The organism is Kitasatospora sp. NPDC101155 (assembly GCF_044768305.1).
Taxonomy (GTDB): domain Bacteria; phylum Actinomycetota; class Actinomycetes; order Streptomycetales; family Streptomycetaceae; genus Kitasatospora.
On sequence record NZ_JBIWPN010000047.1, the window covers coordinates 23,182 to 40,628 of the forward strand.

Here is a 17,447-nt window from a genome sequence, read left to right on the forward strand (position 1 = left end):
GTGCCTTCCGGAGGGGTTTGCCCATGTGATTTAGATTGCCCGGGCATGAGCGAAAATGTCGGAATCAGCCGTCGATCGGTGCTCAAGGCGATCCCCGCAGCGGTCCTCACGGAGGCCTCGTGCGGAATCCTCCAGCACCGACGCGCGGTCGCGGCGACGGCGAGGACGCGAGCGCCGTTCCCGCAGCCCGTCGATGTACGGACCCCGCGAGCGGCGCCCGGCCGGGCGTCCGAGGTGCTTGAGCAGGCGCTCGACGTGCGGTTCACGGACCTCTCCGTCCCCGGCTACGGGCCGGTCACCACCCGCACCTACAACGGGGCGATCCCGGGGCCGACCCTGCGGCTGCGCGGCGGGGAGACCCTGCGGCTGACCCAGGTCAACGGCCTACCGCCGAACCAGCCCTACGACGGCGACCACAACCGGCCGCACCACCCCAACAGCTTCAACCTGCACACCCACGGCCTGCACGTCTCCCCGTCCGGGGACGCCGACAACGTCCTGCGCGCCTTCGCGCCGCGCACGGCCGACGAGGTCGACGCCGGCGCCCCGGAACCGCAGTACGTGACCACCATCGACATCCCGGCCGACCACCCGGCCGGCACCTACTGGTACCACCCGCACCTGCACGGGGCCACCGCCGTACAGGTCGTCGGCGGGATGGCCGGGGTCCTGATCGTCGAGGGCGACGTCGACGAGGTGCCCGAGATCAAGGCGGCCGCCGACCTCGTCGTCTGCGTCAACGAGCTCAGACTCAAGGACGGCAAGGTCCCCGACTTCACCTCGGGCAGTGCGCTGGCCGCCGTTCCGGCCACCCTCATCGTCAACGGCGAGGTCAACCCCACCATCGCGCTGCGCCCCGGCGAGGTGCAGCGCTGGCGGCTGGTGGCCGCGACCGCTTTCACCGCGCTGGGTCTGCGGCTCGCCGGCGACGGGAAGTCCCTCACCTTCCACCAGATCGCGCAGGACGGCGTGACCTTCCCGGCCGTGGTCGCCACCGACACGGTGAGCCTGGCCATGGGCAACCGCGCCGACGTCCTGGTCCGGGGCGGCGAACCCGGCACCTACGAGCTGCGGGCCGACGGGGTGTCGAAGCCGCTGCTGACGGTCGAGGTGGCGGGGGAGTCCGTCGAACCGCCGATGGAGCTGCCGACCGCGCTGCCGCCCGGCAAGCCCTTCCTCGCCGAGGGCGACCTCACCGACCCGAACGCCGACCGCGAGGTGGTCTTCCACGTCGACCAGGGCGTTTTCGGCGGGTCCTTTCCCAGCGCCTACCGCGTGCTGGGCAACCGGGCGACGCCCGCGGCCGACCCCGACGGCGACCTGACCCGGGACCCGGCGTACGGCCTGTTCGACCCCGGTTACGTCAACCACACCCTGCCGCTCGGCACCGTCGAACGCTGGACCGTCCGCACCGACGAGACCAGGTCGGCCTTCAACCACCCCTTCCACCTGCACACCAACCACGTCCTGGTCACCCACCGCAACGGCGAACGCCTCGACCCGCCGGTCTGGCAGGACACCATCGGGCTGGCCGGCGGCAAGCCCGGCGACGAGGTCACCTTCCTGGTCAAGTACGAGGACTTCACCGGTCGCGCGGTCGCCCACTGCCACCAGCTGCAGCACGAGGACCTCGGCATGATGCAGACCGTCGAGTACGTCGCGCCCCGGCTGCCCGGCCGGTAGGGCCTCAGCCCCCGAGCTCGGCCAGCAGCTCCGGGCCCGACCACGGCCGCGCGCGGCCCGGACCGGCCCGCTCGGCCTCGCGGACCAGCGCGACCAGCCGGGCGTTGGCCGGGGCCGACAGGCCGTGCTGCCCGGCCAGCGCGATCACCTCGCCCTGGAGCGAGTCGATCTCGGTCGGGCGGCCGCGCTGCAGGTCCTCCCACATGGACGAGCGGGCCCGGGCGTCGATCCGCAGGCCGGCGGCGGCCAGCCGGCGGAACAGCGCGTCGGGCAGCCCGAGCACCCGGGGCGTCCAGCGCGGCGGTACCGGGCCGAGCCGGGCGGGCGCGATGTCCGCCGCCCGGAAGGTGGCCAGCGCCTCCCGCTGGCACCGGGCCAGGCAGGCTCGGTACGCCCGGGCGCCGAGCTGCTCGCGCAGCGGCAGTCCGGACAGCGCGTTCACCGCGTTGTTGAGGTTCATCAGCAGCTTCGCGGCCTGCACCGCCGGCATGTCCGGGCGCAGCGTCAGGTTGAGCCCGCAGGCCCGGGCCGCCGCCGCGAACGGGCGGGCCGCCGGGGCGTCCTCGACCATCAGCGCACCGCCACTGCCCTGGTGGACGGCGGCCGTTCCGCTGCGCACCACGTTGTACGGGACCATTCCGGCGAGCACCCGGTGGCCCGGCAGCTCCGCCCGCAGCACCTCGGGGTTGTGCAGGCCGTTCTGGAAGCTGATCACCACCGCGTCGGGCGCCAGGTGTTCGGCCAGCTCGCGGGCGGCGGCCCGGGTGTCGGCGGATTTGACGGTCACCAGCACGTAGTCGGCCCCCTCGGCGCCGGCCGCGTCGGTGGCCGTGGTCAGCTCCCGTACCCGGCGGCGGGCGTCGCCGGGGCCGGTCAGCGTCAGCCCGTCCCGTTCGACGGCCGCCATCGCGGCCGGCCGGCCGATCAGGGTGACCTCGGTGACGGCGGCCAGCATGCCCCCGAGGTGGCAGCCGATGCTGCCGGCGCCGAAGACCGCGATCCGCGGTTCCTGGTTCATCCGTGGCGTCCCAGCGCTGACCCGGTCAGCCGACCAGGTCGGGGTCGCTCGCGCTGATCTGCTCGAACAGCGGCTGCGCCTGGAACCAGCCGGCCAGGTGGCTGCCGACCTGGCCGCGGGTGATCAGCGCGGTCTCCCGGTCGATGAGTTTCGGGGTGCCGGCCGCCATCGCGAGCAGCTGGGCCTGGCAGGAGCGCTCCATGGTGACGAACCACCAGACCGCCTCGGCGACGGTCCGGCCGACCGTCAGCAGTCCGTGGTTCTGCAGGATCACCGCCTTGTGGGCGCCGAGCGCGGTCGCGATCCGCTTGCCCTCGTCGACCTCGTTCACCACGCCGCGGTAGTCGCTGTACAGCCCGTGGTCCTCGAAGAAGGCGCAGGCGTCCTGGGTCAGCGGGTCCAGCGGGATGCCGAGGCTGGAGAAGGCCTTCCCGTGCAGCGAGTGGGCGTGGGCGGCCGCGATCGCGTCCGGGCGGGCCGCGTGCACCTGGGAGTGGATCACGAACGCGGCCCGGTTCACCGGCCGGTTGCCGTGCAGCAGGGTGCCCTCGTGGTCGACCAGGATCAGGTCCGAGGCCTTGATCATGCTGAACGGCATGCCGAAGGGGTTCACCCAGAAGCGGTCGGGGTGCTCGGGGTCGCGCACGGTGATGTGCCCGGCCACCCCCTCGGAGAAGCCGAACCGGCCGAACAGCCTGAACCCGGCGGCGAGTTGTTCCTTGCGGTAGCGGCGTTCCTGCTCGACCGAATCGAAGCCGGGCGGCAGCGGCAGGGTGACGCCGGCCGGCAGCGGTCCGACGGCGGCGGCGAGCGAGGCGGGCAGCGGGGTGCCGGCCCCCGAGGGCGTGGGGATGCTCATGGCCCCAGAAGATACAATGATGTATCCGATACGCCAATGCATCCGATTGGCCTATTTCGAGTGAACCGGGACGCCTCCGATGCCCAAGGGTGAGACCAAGCGACGCCCGCGCACCCGCGCGGCCCTGCTCCAGGCAGCACTGGAGACCTTCGCCGAGTACGGGTTCCGCGCCGCCGCCATCGAGCAGATCTGTGAGCGGGCCGGCTACACCCGTGGCGCGTTCTACTCCAACTTCAGTAGCAAGGAGGAGCTCTTCCTCGCGCTGTTCGACGCCCACAGCGAACGGGTCGTCCGGCGGATGACCGAGCTGGTCGACTCGATCGACACCGAGGACCTCACCGTGCAGGCGCTGGTCGACGTGCTCTGCGAGATCGAACCTGCCGAACGCGACTGGTACCTGGTCACCACCGAGTTCACCCTGCACGCCATCCGCGACCGGCAGGCCGCCTGGGTGCTCGCCCAGCACGACGCCCGGCTGCGCGCCCAACTCGCCCGCGCCCTCACCGACCACCTGGCCCGGGCCGGCCGCACCCTCACCGTGGACGCCGACGAACTCGCCCGCCTGCTGATCGCGATCCGCGAGGGCGGCCTGGCCCAGAGCTACGTCGAACCGGACCAGTTGCCCCCCGGCCGGCTCGAACGGCGCTTCCTGGAGCCGCTGTTGACGGCGCTCACCACGGAGTCCCGGACGCCCTGACGAGTCGGCCCGCTGGGGAACCTGCTCGCTGTGTGAAGCTGTGTAATTCAGTTCAGTATCAAGCATGTTCGGACAGCTAGCTGCCCCATAATGTGCATGCTTAACCATTGAGTGAGCAGAAGTGAACTGGTAGGGTCCTGCGGCGCACACCACCCTGACCCTTCCCCGAATGGTGGCATGCCCATGCTCATTGTCAGGCGCTTACGCCCACCCCGCCCCCGAGCCGTCCTGGTCGCCGTGGTCGCCATGCTGTGCGGCCTGCTCGGCACCGCCCCCGTCGTCCACGCCGCGACACCCCCGAGCGGCGCGCTCTCGACCGCCCACCGGACCGTCACCTGGCAGTCCCCGACCTTTCCGAGCGGCTCGGTCCCCGATCCCAAGCACTGCCCGAGCGCCGCCGCCGACCCGCAGGGCAAGGTCTGCGACCGCTTCGACCTCACCGTCGACGTCCCCGCCGGGTACTGGAAGGACAACCCCGACGGCGGTGTCCCGGTCTCCATCAGCTGGCCCGACCCGGCCATGGAGTTCGACCTCTACGTCTACGACAGCACCGGCCGGAAGGTCGCCGAGGACTCGTCGGGCGCCGACCCGGCCACCGCCGTGATCCCCGACGCCTCCGGGACCTACCAGGTCCTGGTCGTGCCCTACAACGTCACCAACTCCTCCTACACGGCCACCGCCCTGCTGACCCAGCCCACCACGGTCGGCGACGCCACCGGAATCGCCCGCGACGGCGACGGCTACCTGATCCAGGCCGGCACCGCCAAGGCCCGGGTCGACTTCACCACCGAGGACGCCTTCCGCCTGCAGTTCGCCCCGGACGGCACCTTCACCGCCCCGCCCGTCGGAGAGATGATCGCGACCGCCCCGCCCGTGCTGAAGACCGTCCGGCAGAGCGACGAGAGCGACTACTGGGCGATCAGCTCCGAGCACCTGACGCTGCGCGCCTACAAGCACCCGCTGCGCTTCGCGCTCTACGCCGAGGGCGACAGCAAGCCCGTCTGGCAGGAGACCCGCGGCCTGACCTGGACCCAGGACGCGACGGCCCAGACCCTGGCCCGCGGACCGCAGGAGCAGTTCTACGGCGCAGGCGAGCAGAACGGCTCGTTCTCGCACCGCGGCCGGACCGTCCACGCCGCCAACGACTACAACTGGAACGAGGGCGGCTTCAACAACTCCCAGCCCTTCTACCTCTCCTCGGCCGGCTACGGCGTCTTCCGGCACACCTACGCCCCCGGCACCTACACCTTCGGCGACCCGGTCACCACCGCCGAGCGCGAACGCCGCTTCGACGGCTACTACTTCTATGGCCCGGACCTGAAGAAGGTCATCAGCGCCTACACCGACCTGGTCGGCAAGCCCTTCATGCCGCCGGTCTACGGCCTGGAACCGGGCGACTCCGACTGCTACCTGCACAACGCCAACCGCGGCGAGCGGCACACCCTGGACGCCCTCAAGGTCGCCGACGGCTACACCGCCAACCAGGACCCGCTGGGCTGGATGCTGGTCAACGACGGCTACGGCTGCGGCTACGAGAACCTCCAGCAGACCGGCCAGGGGCTGCGCGACCAGCACGCCCAGCTGGGCCTGTGGACCTCGACCGGCCTGCCCAACCAGAACGAGGAGGTCAAGGCCGGGGTCCGGGTGCGCAAACTGGACGTCGCCTGGGTCGGGCCCGGCTACAAGTTCGCCCTCGACGGCTGCCAGAAGGCGTACGACGGCATCCGGCAGAACAGCGACGCCCGCGGCTTCGTCTGGCTGCCGGTCTCCTGGGCCGGCGCCCAGCGCTGCGGCGTGCTGTGGAGCGGCGACCAGAAGGGTACGTACGACTACGTCCGCTGGCAGATCCCCACCTACGCCGGGGCCACCATGTCCGGCATCGCGTACGACACCGGGGACGTCGGCGGCATCTTCGGCAGCGACCCCAAGGTGGAGACCCGGGACCTGGAGTGGAAGACCTTCATCCCGACCATCATGACCATGGACGGCTGGGCCGCCACCGACAAGCAGCCCTGGCGGGCCGGCGAACCGTACACCTCGATCAACCGGCGCTACCTGCAGCTGAAGGAGCGGCTGCTGCCCTACCTGTACACGCTCGCCGCCCAGGCCCACCAGAGCGGCGTCGGCGCGGTGCGGCCGCTGGTCCTGGAGTACCCGGACGACCCCAACACCTGGGGTGACGCGGCCAAGTACGAGTTCCTGAGCGGCAAGGACTTCCTGGTCGCCCCGGTCTACGACGACTCCGCCACCCGCAACGGCATCTACCTGCCCGAGGGCACCTGGGTGGACTACTGGACGGGCAAGACCTACCAGGGTCCGACCACGCTCAACGGCTACCGGGCGCCGCTGGACACCCTGCCGCTGTTCGTCCGGGCCGGTGCCGTCGTGCCGATGTGGCCCCAGGGCACGCTCTCCTGGCAGACCCGCGACACCACCCGGCTCGACTACGACATCTACGCCCAGGGCTCGTCCTCCTACACCCTGTACGAGGACGACGGCACCACCCGCGGCCATGAGCAGGGCGCGTCCGCCACCCAGGACGTCACGGTCCGTTCGGTGGGCCGGGGCCACGGCATGACCACCGTCGAGGTCGGGCCGAGCGTCGGCGACTACACCGGCAAACCGGCCGCCCGCGCCTACGAGTTCACCGTGCACACCGGCGCCGGGCCCGGCGCGGTGCTGCTCGACCACCGGCCGCTGGACGGCTTCGGCTCCCGGGCGGAGCTGGACACGGCCGGCTCGGGCTGGTGGTACGACGCGGCCGCCGGCGTGGTGCACGTGAAGACGCCGCAGCAGTCCACCGGCAGCGCCTTCTCGCTGCAACTGGCCGGCGCCGGCCCCATCGCCGGCTGAGACCGCCCACTCACACGGGGACGGGGGCCTGCGCCCCCGTCCCCGCTCGCCCGACCACCCCTGGAGGAGCACGTGTTCCCTCGCCCACCCCGGCGCACCTCCCGAAGACTCGCCGTCGCGCTGACGGCGGCGCTCGCCCTGCTGGCACCGGCCTCCGCCGCCCTGCCCGCCGCGGCCTCGCCGTCGGCCGACCCCGCCGGCGCGGCCTACACCGTCACCGTCGGGGCGCCCGTCCCCTACACCCACCCCACCGACACCCCGGCCGTCCCGTACCTCGACAAGGACGGCGGCTTCTGGTTCCAGCAGTCCGCCGCGCTCTACGGCAAGACCGACCCGCGGTACTGGGACTTCTTCACCGGCACCGACTTCGACACCGCCACGCGGTCCGCCGCCGTGAGCGACGCCGTCAACCCGGCCGACCCCACCGACCGGAACAACGACACCACCGCCCGCTGCAACAACAGCCCCACCGGGCGCGAGGCGACCTCCGCCGGGGCCGGCAGCGGGTACGCGCAGAAGAACTACTGCGACCTGTCCGGCGTCTGGGTCGACCCGGACACCGGCGACTGGTACGGGCTGGTGCACAACGAGTTCACCCCGCAGCCCTTCGGTGACGGGCTCCACTACGACGCCATCGACTACGCGGTCTCCACCGACCAGGGCCGGACCTGGACGATCAAGAACCACGCCATCACCTCGCCGTACAGCACCCAGCGCGGCGACAACGGCCAGTTCCCCAACGAGACGTACTACTACGGCGACGGCGACCAGCGGCTGCTGACCGACACCGCCTCCGGATACTTCTACGTCTTCTACGGCTCCCGGGTCGTCGACAAGAGCAGCGGCTGGAAGGCCTTCTACTCGCACGTGGCCCGCGCACCGATCTCGGCGAAGATGGCGCCCGGCTCCTGGCAGAAGTGGTACGACGGCTCCTGGTCCGAGCCCGGCGCCGGCGGACGGGAGAGCAACCTGGTGCCGGTCGACTCCAGCAACAGCACCGGCTACACCCCGGCCGCGGACGAGTACGACCCGGCCAACCCGGGGACGTCGGCCCAGCAGATCGCGGCCGGGACGATGCCGCCGACCTCGCCGCTGTTCGTCATGGACGTCACCTACGACGCCGACCTCGGGCTGTACATCGGCGAGCCGCAGGCCGTCGACCAGAGCGGCAACGCGCCCCAGCAGTACTACGCCACCGCGGACCTCGCCACCCAGAAGTGGTTCCCGCTCGGCGACACCGGCGGCTACCACACCGCCTCCTGGTACCGCTGGTTCCTCGACGGCGCCAACCGGACCAGCTCCGCGATCGTGGGCCGGACCTTCCGCAGCTACTGCGCGTTCGGCTGCTCCGGCGGCTCCTCCGGCGAGTACGTGAACGTCACCATCGACCCCGCCACGCCCGTGACGCCGCCCGTCGACGTGAGCCGGGCCTACCGGATCGCCAACGGCGACGGCCGGGTGCTCGCCCAGGTCCAGGGCGGCTCGGACACCACCTCCGTCCCGGCGGCGACCGGATCCGCGCTGGAGTCCTGGACCTTCGCGGCGAACGGCGACGGCTCCTACCGGATCGCCAACACCGGTACCGGACAGCTGCTCGGCGTCAACTCCTCGGCGCGGAGCGGACGTTCCTGGGGTGCCCGGCCCACCGTCGGCGCCGCCGCGGCGGGCGGCCCGAGCGTCGGCCAGCAGTGGTTCCTCGTCCCCGGCAAGGCGGCCGACGGCACCGCGACCGGCGCGCTGCGGATCGTGAACCGCTACAGCGGGCTCGTGCTCGGCCTCTCCGCGACCACCGGGAGGCTCACCGAGACCACCCCGAACCGGAGTTGGACCGACACCAGCGGCAGCGCCGTCGGCGGCGGGCGCACCGCCGCCGAGCAGACCCTGACGCTCACCGCCACCGGAGCGGCTCCGCTCGACGGCACCCGCACGATGACGGCCGCGGGCCAGGCGCTGGACGACCCGGGCCACTCCACCAGCCAGGGCACCCAGCTGATCACCTGGCGGCCGAACGGCGGACCGAACCAGAACTGGCTCTTCACCCGGCAGGCGGACGGCAGTTACCAGATCGCCAACGGCGAGTCGAAGCTCTGCCTGGACGTCAGCGGCGGTTCGACCACGGTCGGCGCGAAGGTGATCCAGTGGGCCTGCACCGGCGGCGCCAACCAGCGGTGGACCGCCACCCAGGTGCCGGGCGGCTACACGCTCGCCTCGCGGAAGAGCGGCCTGCTGCTGACCACGGCCTCGACCGGTGACGGCGCGCTGGTCACCCAGCAGCCCGACACCGGCTCGGCGCTCCAGCACTGGGCGATCGGCTGATGAACCGGGCGCGGGCCCGTGGAACCGTTTGCGCGGGCTGACGCCCTGCCTCCCGGGCGGCCCCGCATCACCCCCACGGTGCGGGGCCGCCCGACCCCTCCCGGTCCACGGGGAGGTGATCCACGCATGACCCCCGCCGCACCCGGGCCGGCTGCTCGTCGACCGGTGGTGACCGAAAGCTACGGCCGGGTGTGCAGGATGGATCAGCCCTGGGTAGCCGCAGTGACGAATAGCCGGTAATGCTCATAAATAAGCATCAGGTGCGCAGGTTTGGGCACCCTGAGGAGCCTCATGAGCCACGTCGAGCAGGAGATCGCCAGTCGGCCCGAGTCCTGGCGCCGGGCCCTGAGTCTGGCCCGGCCTTGAGTGAACATGGCAAGTTCAGTCATCTTTGGTCGGGGCTAAACTCCGTCCATGCTCAAAGCTGATCGCGCCGCCCTGATCCTGTCCCACATCGCGGAGGTGGGCAGTGCCGACGTGCACGCGCTCGCCGATCTGCTGGCGGTGTCGGGCGCGACGGTCCGTCGCGACCTCCAGGAACTGCACGACCAGGGGCTCCTGCACCGTACCCGGGGCGGCGCGGTGACCGGGGCGGTGAACCTCGAACTCCCCCTGCGGCACCGCAGCGAGAAGCAGCAGGAGGAGAAGCGCCGGATCGCCCGGGCGGCCGCCGAGCTGGTGCCGGACGGCGCCGTGGTGGGCCTGACCGGCGGGACCACCGCCACCGAACTGGCCCGGGTGCTGGCCGAGCGGGGCAAGGTCACCGTGGTCACCAACGCCGTCAACATCGCGGCCGAGCTGATCGTGCGTCCGGAGGTCCGCCTGGTCGTGATCGGCGGCATCGCCCGCTCGGCCAGCTACGAACTGGTCGGTCCGGCCGCGGACAGCATGCTCCAGCGCTACCACCTCGACCTCGCCTTCATCGGCGTGGACGGCCTGACGGTGCGGGAGGGCTGCACCACCCACGACGAGATGGAGGCCCAGACCGACCGCGCCTTCCTGCGCAGCAGCGCCCGTACGGTCGTGCTGGCCGACCGGACCAAGGTCGGCCGGGTCACCTTCGCCTCGATCTGCCCGCTCACCGCTGTCCACGACCTGGTGACGGACTCCGGGATCTCCGACGAGCAGGAGCAGGCCATCGCCGACACCGGCGTGCGGGTGCTCAAGGCCTGAGCGGCCGCCTCACCGCCCCGCTCCGGTCGGGGAAGGGGGTGCGGACAACTCCTCCGGCAACTCGTCGGGCAACTCCTCCGGCAACTCGTCGGGCAACTCCTCCGGGCCCGAACGGCCATGGGCGAGCGCAAAGTTGTCTGGTCAAGTTCGACCGGCGTTCTTCCGCCGGACAGCGCCGACCGGTACTTATGTCCCACTCATGGTGAACAGCCATGGCACTCACCCTCACCACAGGACGAGGTACCCCCCCATGCGACTGCGCTGGAGCCCCCTCGGCGGGCTGCTCGCCACCCTTCCCCTCCTCGGCGGGCTGGTCGTTGCCGCCCCCACCGCCGCCAGTGCGGCGGGCGGCAGCGGCAACCTGATCGTCAACGGCGGCGCGGAGGCCGGCGGTTACTGCACCAACGACTGGAGCGCCGCCAGCACCGTCCCCGGCTGGACGGTCCAGGCCGGCGGCATCAACGTGATGTGCCACTCGGTGGGCTCGTTCGGCCTGCCGAACGACGGCAAGGCCCCCGGCAAGGCCTTCTTCGGCCCGGGCAACTTCGGCGACGGCGCGATGTCGCAGACCGTCGACGTCTCCTCGGCGGCCACCGCGATCGACGGCGGCGGGGTGCACTACAACCTCGCGGGCTGGCTGGGCGGCTGGACCACCTACGGCGGCTACGTCGCGGTCAGCCTGCACTTCCAGGACGCGGGCGGCGCTCCGCTCGGCGCGACCGCCAAGCTGCCCACCGTCTCCGCCACCGACCGGGGCCTGAGCACCAAGTTCCTCTCCCGCAGCGCCACCGGAGCCGTCCCGGCCGGGACCCGGTCGATCCAGGTCGAGGTGCAGTTCCTGTCCACCTCGAACGAGACCGGCTACCTGGACAACCTCTCGCTCACCCTCGACACCCCGGTCACCGCGCCCGCGCCGGTGACCCCGCCCGCGTCCGCCGTGCCGGGCTACGACCACGTGTTCACGGTCATGATGGAGAACACCGACTACTCCCAGATCATGAACGACCCGACGGACACGCCGTACATCCACAGCCTGATGTCCCAGGGCGCCACCCTCACCGACTCCCACGGCGTCTACCACCCGAGCGACGAGAACTACCTCGCCGTGGCCGGCGGTGACACCTACACCAAGGGCGCCACCTACTGGCCCAACATCAACTCCCCGCAGCGCCACCTCGGTGACACCATCGAGGACGCCGGCAAGACCTGGAAGGCCTACGAGCAGGGCATGGGCACGCCCTGCAACACCAACAAGAACTACGACAGCTCCTACATGCCCGACGATGCTCCGTTCATCAACTACACCGACATCAGCGGCAATCCGGCCCGCTGCGCGGCGCACCTGTTCGACACCTCGCAGCTGACCACCGACCTGCAGTCGGCAGCGACCACGCCGAACTTCTCCTGGATCGCCGCCGACGACTACTACGACGGCGAGGCCTCCGGCAACGGCAGCGCCACCAGCCTGAAGACCCAGGACGGCTGGCTGCAGCAGACCCTCGCCCCGGTGCTGTCCTCCCCGGCCTGGACCCAGCAGCGCTCGCTGCTCATCCTGACCTGGGACGAGAGCGAGAGCGAGGGCTGCAACCACCTCGCCACCGTCCTGGTCGGCTCGCAGGGCACCGTCCCGGCCGGCACCAGCAGCCCGCTGCACTACGACCACTACGGCATCGGCCGCACCATCGAGTCCGCCCTCGGCCTGCCCGGGCTGACCGGCAACGACACCTACGCCACGCCGCTGAACGCCGCCTTCGCCCCCTCCACGGCCACCGGCCCGACGCTGACCGGCGACCTCAACGCGGTGGCCAACGGCGGCAACGTCACCCTGCAGTACGCCCTGCCGACCGCCGCCCAGGCCGGCCCGAAGAACTGGGTCGGCATCTACCCGGCGGGCGTCACCCCCGGCTCCCGTGCCGCTCTGACCTGGTCCTACACGCCGAACCAGAGCGGTGCCGTGACCTTCTCCACCGGCAAGCTGAACGGCGCGGGCAGCTACGACGCGTACTACTTGGCCAACGACGGCTACTCGGTGCTGGCCGGGCCGTTCCGGCTGACCGCCGGCTGACGAGGCCGCCGCGGCGAACGACCGACGGCCCGGTGCGGTGGGGTCCGAGCGGACCCACGGCACCGGGCCGTCGCGCGCGAACTTCGGGTCGGGCGTGCGCTGGCTGAGGGGCGGCAGGTTCCCGATCATGGAACGTCAGATACGCGCCCCCCGACTGCTGTACGCCCTACTCGACCGCCTCGGCGCGGAGGCTCCGGCCTCGGAGCGCCCGCGCAAGGCGGTGGCCGGCGGGCTGGTGGCGGCGCTGCTGTTCGGGTGGATCCTGGTGCTCGGATCGACGACCCGCGGGCAGGCCGAGGTCAGGAACTGGTCCACCGTGTGGATCGGGATGGACCTGCTCCAGTGCACCGGCCTGATCGCCACCGCGCTGCTCCTGCTCCGCCGCTCGCGCCTGGTTCGACGTGATGACGGCGGAGGGCGGCAGCGCCTGGTACGTGTCGCTGGCCATGGCCCTGCTGGTCGAACTGCCCGCGGCCCTGGCGATGGCGGTCCTCGCCAGGTGCGGCATGGAGTGGTGACGGCTCCCGCCGGCCCGAGGCCCACCTGAGCCCGCTTTGACGGCTCCGGGCCCCGGGGGCTCTTGTCCCCTGGCCACGGTTTGCGAAGCAGCCGGGTGCCGGACGGCCATGAGCCGGGGCACCGGCGCCGACGGCAGCACCCGGACGACCGGGGTGCTGCCGTCGCGTCACCGGGCGGTCAGGCGAAGGCCTCGACGGAGTCGGAGGCCAGGGCGGACAGGTCGATCGGTTCGCCCGCTTCGAGTGCCGACGCCTGGATGTTGCGCCGGACCTCCTCGGCGGCGAGGTCGTCCTCCCGATCGGTGATCTGGAAGGTGGCGCTGGCGAAGCGGCCTTGGGCGGCGTACTTCGGGTCGGGGTGGGGGTTGCGGTAGAGCTGTTCGGCGCGGTCGCGCAGCTCCAGCATGGTGGGGACGGCGAGCGCCATGTCCCGGGGGCGGCCGTTGAACGCGGAGTTCAGGTAGCCCAGCAGGACGGCGTAGCGGGCGTTGAACGCCACCGCCCGCTCGTACACCGCGCTGGTCTTCTCGTACTCCTTGTAGTCGGAGACCTTCGAGTCGCCGTGGATCGGGTAGGCGTCGTCCCAGGTGACGTCGATCAGCGGGCCGCTGGGCTGGTCCTTGGGGCGGTCGTCGGGCCCGTAGCTGCGGCCGGTGTAGATCTCGTTGAAGCGGAAGTAGTGGGCGAGTTCGCGCTGTTCGCCGAAGAAGCGGTCGTTGCTGTTCCAGATGCTGTCGCCGACGCCTTCGCCCTGCTCGGTGATGGTCTCCAGCGCTTCGAGCGCCGAGTCGCGGCCGTCGATGGGGAAGACCTCACCGCCGGAGTTGTAGAAGTCCTCCGGGCCGACCTGGTGCGTGGCGTCCCCGGTGAAGACCTGGTCGTGGCCGAGGTCGCTGATGAGGTGCTCCAGACCGGCCCGGATGGTGTCGTAGAACTGGCCGATGGAGGTCCAGCCGGAGCCCGGTTCGGCACCCGGTGTCATCGACTTCGGCTGTTCGATCCGCAGGAAGGTCCTGAGCGCGTCGGGGGAGAAGTGCTGGAGACCGATCCTCGGCACGCTGTCGCCGCTGAACGGCAGTTTGGCCGGGTACTCGGCGACGACGCGGGAGTCGACCACCGGGCTGCCGCCGACCGCGTTGAGCAGGTTCGCGACCAGCGTCATGTGGAGCATCTCCTCCAGCAGGACGGCGCGGATCGCGTAGTACGCGGTGCGGTTGGTGCCCGGGTGGATGGTGTACATCCCGGTCATGTAGATGGGGATGGTCAAGTGCTCCACCTCCAGCGCCGCCTGCAGGTACGTGCGCAGCTCGGGCAGGGTCCTCGGGACACCGAAGCCCGCCTTGTCCAGTTCGAGGGCGGTGATCACGCCGGTACCTCCGTGTCTGTCGCGTCCCCTGCGGTGCCGCGCAGGTCGGCCGGTCGCCGGTCGAGGAGCAGGTCCTTGTGGATCTGCTCGGCGCTGCGCAGGGCGAGGGCCAGCATGGTGATGGTCGGGTTGCTGGTGCCGATGGAGGGCATGCTGCCGCAGCCGACGGCGTACAGGTTCGGGTGCTCCCAGGTGCGCTGGTAGTGGTTGACCACGGAGGTGGTCGCGGAGCTGCCCATGATGTGGGTACCCGCGCCGTGCCCCGCGCCGCTGTAGGCCAGGTCCAGCGTCTCGCCGTCGAAGGTGTGCACGAAGTGGCCGAGCGGGGGCACACCGTCGCGCGGGGAGTGGTCGGTGTAGTCGGTGGCGCCGAGTTTCCGGAAGATCTCCCGCGCGACCAGCCGGGCGGCGAACAGCCCGTTCCTGGTGTGCTCGTCGAGGTCGTAGGTGATGACCGGGCGCAGGTTGCCCATGGCATCGCGATAGCGCGGGTCGATGGTGACCCGGTTGCCGGGGTTCGCCGACTGCTCGACGGCGATCTGCAGTTGGAGCTGACGGCCCAGGGCGGAGCCCAGCAGGCGGCGCAGCTCAGGCCCGAACACGCCGTCCTTGCGCACGTCGCCGTTCCGGTCCCCGCCGATGCCGAGGGCGGTGGCGACGTTGCTCATCGGCGCGCCGGTGGCCCAGCCCCAGCCCCAGTTGCCGATCTCAATCCGGAACGGCGCCCGTTTGGCGCGCCCCTCGCCGAAGCGGAAGGCCTCCCAGCCGGAGGTGTGCCCGGGCCCGCGGAACGGTCCGACCGGCCCGCGCTTCTCGTCGGCGAGCGCCCAGTTGAGGATGGTCGGGTGGTCCATCAGGTTGCGGCCGACCTGGTCGCTGCCGTTGGCGAGCCCGGAGAACAGCAGCAGCCGGGCGTTCTCGATGGCATGCGCCGCCAGCACCACCATGTCCGCCTCGACCACGTACGAGCGGCTGACCGGCGAGGCCGGGTCGGTGTACGTACGGAACTCCACCCCGCTCACCCGGCCGCCCCGGGTCGCGCCCGCCAGCCGGACCCGGGTGGCGACGCAGCGGGTGGCCACCGTGATCGTCTTCGCGAAGCGGGCCTGCTGGCGCAGCGGATGGGACTTGGCCTGCACCGGGCAGATCGGCACGCAGCTCGCGTTGCCGACGCAGCGCTCACCGTAGTTCGGCAGGCCCACCGCGCTCTCCGGCCGGTACGGGACGGGGGAGTACTTCGGGTCCGGGGTGGAGTTGCGGGCCTGCGGCAGGCTCCTGACGCGCAGCTCGTACGGCTCGCTCGTGAGGTCGTCGACGATCGTCGTGCCGTCGAGGCTCTTGCAGTACTGGTCGATGTAGCTGGCCGGGATCTGGTGCATCGGGTAGACGTAGTCAGGGTCGGTGACGACCTCGATCGCCCGCTGGTCGTCCGCGTTCCCGGCCACGCCGATCTCGAACTCGGCCCGGGCGTACCAGGGTTGCAGCTCCTCCGCGCCGATCGGCCAGCTGCGCCCGTACCGGTACTTCTCGGTGGCGAAGTCCTCGGCGTGCATGCGCGGCACCGCCCCGAGCCAGTGCATCGCCGTGCCGCCCAACTCCCGCAGGTAGTCGGTGCCGTAGGGGAGCATGCCGTTCTGGACGAAGTAGCCGTTCGCGGTGAACTCCGGCCGGCCCGGCTTCGGGTCACGCACCGGCGCGAGGTCGAGGACGTCCGGGTAGGGCGCGGCGACGCTGCGCCGGTAGGCGGAGTTGGGCACCTTGGCGACGGCGGAGTGGTAGGTGGAGAGCGAGCCCAGGTAGCCGGGCCAGGTCTCGGTGCCGCCGTTGCCGGCCTCCAGGATCAGGACGTTCCATCCCAGGTCGCCGAGTTCCTTGGCGATCAGGCTGCCGGACCAGCCGCCGCCGACGATGACGACGTCGTAGCGCCGGCGGACGGCCTCGTCCGCGCTGACGGTGCCGGCGGTCCCGGTCATGCGTGCTCCTCACGGGTGGCGGGCCCGGTGGAGGTCGGGACGGCGGACGGCGGGATCTGACGCCAGGGGCGGAAGCCGGGTAGCAGGTGGTCGGGCACGGCGTCCAGGGCGACCTCGGACTCCAGACCCGTGCGGCAGACGAACTCCTCGCCGAGGCCAAGGTCCCGGCGCAGCCCGTCCGTGGTGGGCTGGGCCGGAGGCTCGACCGCCCAGGTGCCGAAGCCCGGCGGCTTCGCCCCGGCCGGATGCCCGTGGAACGTCCGCCACACCAGGCCCTCCACGTACGCCTCCGGCGCGACCACGAACTCCTCGTTGGCCATCTGACGGCTCAGCGCCGCGTGTGCGGCCGGCGCCAGCCGCGGCCAGGCGCCGGTCAGCCACATGTACGCCAGCGCCCGGGCCACCTCCAGGTGGACGGGCGACAGGTCCTGCGGGCCGCCGCGCTCGTCGACGGCCACCGACCACGCGGCCCGGAACTCCGCGAACGCGGCCGGGCCGACCTGCTGCCGGACGGTCTCCAGATAGCGCTCGGCCATGCCGGTGGCGTACAGGTCGAATGCGGGGAAGCCGGTCAGGGGCACACAGAGGTCGACGAAATCCTCGACCTCCTGCGTCACAGCTGGAACCGTCATCACGCTCCTCTCTCACGGGGGAGTCCGCCCGGACCGGGGGTCAAATGTCCCCGGCGGAACAGTTCTCGGGCGAACCATCCGGCATCATCACCCACCCGCCCGGCGCAACCCCGGCTGCGCCGGGCCGGGCGCCCGGTTCCACCCGAACGGGCGCCGACCATCCCCGGGGCGCGCCGGCGCGGTGCTCGGCACCGGCGGAATGGGTATGGGTGTGCCAGGCCGCCGTCGACAGCCGGGTCGGTGCGGTGGCCAGGCGTTGCAGCACGGCGAGGTCCGTGCCAGCCACAACGGCGG

The 17,447-nt window shown here is 71.6% G+C and carries 11 protein-coding genes; 6 read left to right on the plus strand and 5 right to left on the minus strand.

The window, feature by feature from the left end:
- Positions 1-45: 45 nt before the first annotated feature.
- Positions 46-1,683 (plus strand): multicopper oxidase family protein, encoded by a 1,638-nt coding sequence (locus ACIRYZ_RS38095; RefSeq protein WP_402953092.1) that lies wholly within the window; start codon positions 46-48, stop codon positions 1,681-1,683.
- Between the two features lie 4 nt (positions 1,684-1,687).
- Here ACIRYZ_RS38095 and ACIRYZ_RS38100 read toward each other — a convergent pair whose 3' ends face one another.
- Together ACIRYZ_RS38100 and ACIRYZ_RS38105 are read right to left on the minus strand one after the other, a co-directional pair.
- Positions 1,688-2,701 carry a 2-dehydropantoate 2-reductase gene (locus ACIRYZ_RS38100; RefSeq protein WP_402953094.1) on the minus strand — a complete coding sequence of 338 codons (1,014 nt, stop codon included), beginning with the start codon at positions 2,699-2,701 and terminating at the stop codon, positions 1,688-1,690.
- A 25-nt stretch (positions 2,702-2,726) separates the two neighbouring features.
- Positions 2,727-3,560 carry a class II aldolase/adducin family protein gene (locus tag ACIRYZ_RS38105; protein WP_402953096.1) on the minus strand — a complete coding sequence of 278 codons (834 nt, stop codon included), beginning with the start codon at positions 3,558-3,560 and terminating at the stop codon, positions 2,727-2,729.
- 79 nt (positions 3,561-3,639) lie between these two features.
- Here ACIRYZ_RS38105 and ACIRYZ_RS38110 point away from each other — a divergent pair, with 79 nt between their 5' ends.
- The 5 genes from ACIRYZ_RS38110 to ACIRYZ_RS38130 all read left to right on the plus strand — a co-directional run bounded on the left by ACIRYZ_RS38110 (position 3,640) and on the right by ACIRYZ_RS38130 (position 12,664).
- Positions 3,640-4,257 (plus strand): TetR/AcrR family transcriptional regulator, encoded by a 618-nt coding sequence (locus ACIRYZ_RS38110; protein ID WP_402953097.1) that lies wholly within the window; start codon positions 3,640-3,642, stop codon positions 4,255-4,257.
- A 183-nt stretch (positions 4,258-4,440) separates the two neighbouring features.
- Positions 4,441-7,110, plus strand: a complete 2,670-nt coding sequence (locus ACIRYZ_RS38115) for a TIM-barrel domain-containing protein (RefSeq protein WP_402953099.1) — start codon at positions 4,441-4,443, stop codon at positions 7,108-7,110.
- Positions 7,111-7,182: 72 nt separating this feature from the next.
- Entirely contained in the window at positions 7,183-9,426 is a 2,244-nt protein-coding gene (locus ACIRYZ_RS38120; RefSeq protein WP_402953101.1) for an RICIN domain-containing protein, read from the plus strand.
- Positions 9,427-9,840: 414 nt separating this feature from the next.
- Positions 9,841-10,599, plus strand: a complete 759-nt coding sequence (locus tag ACIRYZ_RS38125) for a DeoR/GlpR family DNA-binding transcription regulator (RefSeq protein WP_402953102.1) — start codon at positions 9,841-9,843, stop codon at positions 10,597-10,599.
- Positions 10,600-10,849: 250 nt separating this feature from the next.
- A complete protein-coding gene (locus ACIRYZ_RS38130; RefSeq protein WP_402953104.1) occupies positions 10,850-12,664 on the plus strand; it encodes an alkaline phosphatase family protein in 1,815 nt (604 codons plus the stop codon).
- A 696-nt stretch (positions 12,665-13,360) separates the two neighbouring features.
- Here ACIRYZ_RS38130 and ACIRYZ_RS38135 read toward each other — a convergent pair.
- The 3 genes from ACIRYZ_RS38135 to ACIRYZ_RS38145 are packed head-to-tail and all read right to left on the minus strand — an operon-like array spanning position 13,361 to position 17,153.
- Complete coding sequence (locus tag ACIRYZ_RS38135; protein ID WP_402953105.1) at positions 13,361-14,548, minus strand: ferritin-like protein; 1,188 nt, start codon at positions 14,546-14,548, stop codon at positions 13,361-13,363.
- Positions 14,545-16,521, minus strand: coding sequence for a GMC oxidoreductase (locus ACIRYZ_RS38140; RefSeq protein ID WP_402953107.1), 1,977 nt, complete (start codon positions 16,519-16,521; stop codon positions 14,545-14,547). Before ACIRYZ_RS38140 ends, ACIRYZ_RS38135 begins: the two co-directional genes overlap by 4 nt.
- Entirely contained in the window at positions 16,518-17,153 is a 636-nt protein-coding gene (locus ACIRYZ_RS38145; RefSeq protein WP_402953109.1) for a hypothetical protein, read from the minus strand. The genes ACIRYZ_RS38140 and ACIRYZ_RS38145 overlap by 4 nt, the downstream gene beginning before the upstream one ends.
- Between the last annotated feature and the right edge of the window lie 294 nt (positions 17,154-17,447).

Coding starts and splice junctions, on each gene's coding strand:
- ACIRYZ_RS38095 (WP_402953092.1), top strand. CDS start 46: ATGAGCGAAAATGTCGGAATCAGCCGTCGATCGGTGCTCAAGGCGATC.
- ACIRYZ_RS38100 (WP_402953094.1), bottom strand. CDS start 2,701: ATGAACCAGGAACCGCGGATCGCGGTCTTCGGCGCCGGCAGCATCGGC.
- ACIRYZ_RS38105 (WP_402953096.1), bottom strand. CDS start 3,560: ATGAGCATCCCCACGCCCTCGGGGGCCGGCACCCCGCTGCCCGCCTCG.
- ACIRYZ_RS38110 (WP_402953097.1), top strand. CDS start 3,640: ATGCCCAAGGGTGAGACCAAGCGACGCCCGCGCACCCGCGCGGCCCTG.
- ACIRYZ_RS38115 (WP_402953099.1), top strand. CDS start 4,441: ATGCTCATTGTCAGGCGCTTACGCCCACCCCGCCCCCGAGCCGTCCTG.
- ACIRYZ_RS38125 (WP_402953102.1), top strand. CDS start 9,841: ATGCTCAAAGCTGATCGCGCCGCCCTGATCCTGTCCCACATCGCGGAG.
- ACIRYZ_RS38130 (WP_402953104.1), top strand. CDS start 10,850: ATGCGACTGCGCTGGAGCCCCCTCGGCGGGCTGCTCGCCACCCTTCCC.
- ACIRYZ_RS38140 (WP_402953107.1), bottom strand. CDS start 16,521: ATGACCGGGACCGCCGGCACCGTCAGCGCGGACGAGGCCGTCCGCCGG.
- ACIRYZ_RS38145 (WP_402953109.1), bottom strand. CDS start 17,153: ATGACGGTTCCAGCTGTGACGCAGGAGGTCGAGGATTTCGTCGACCTC.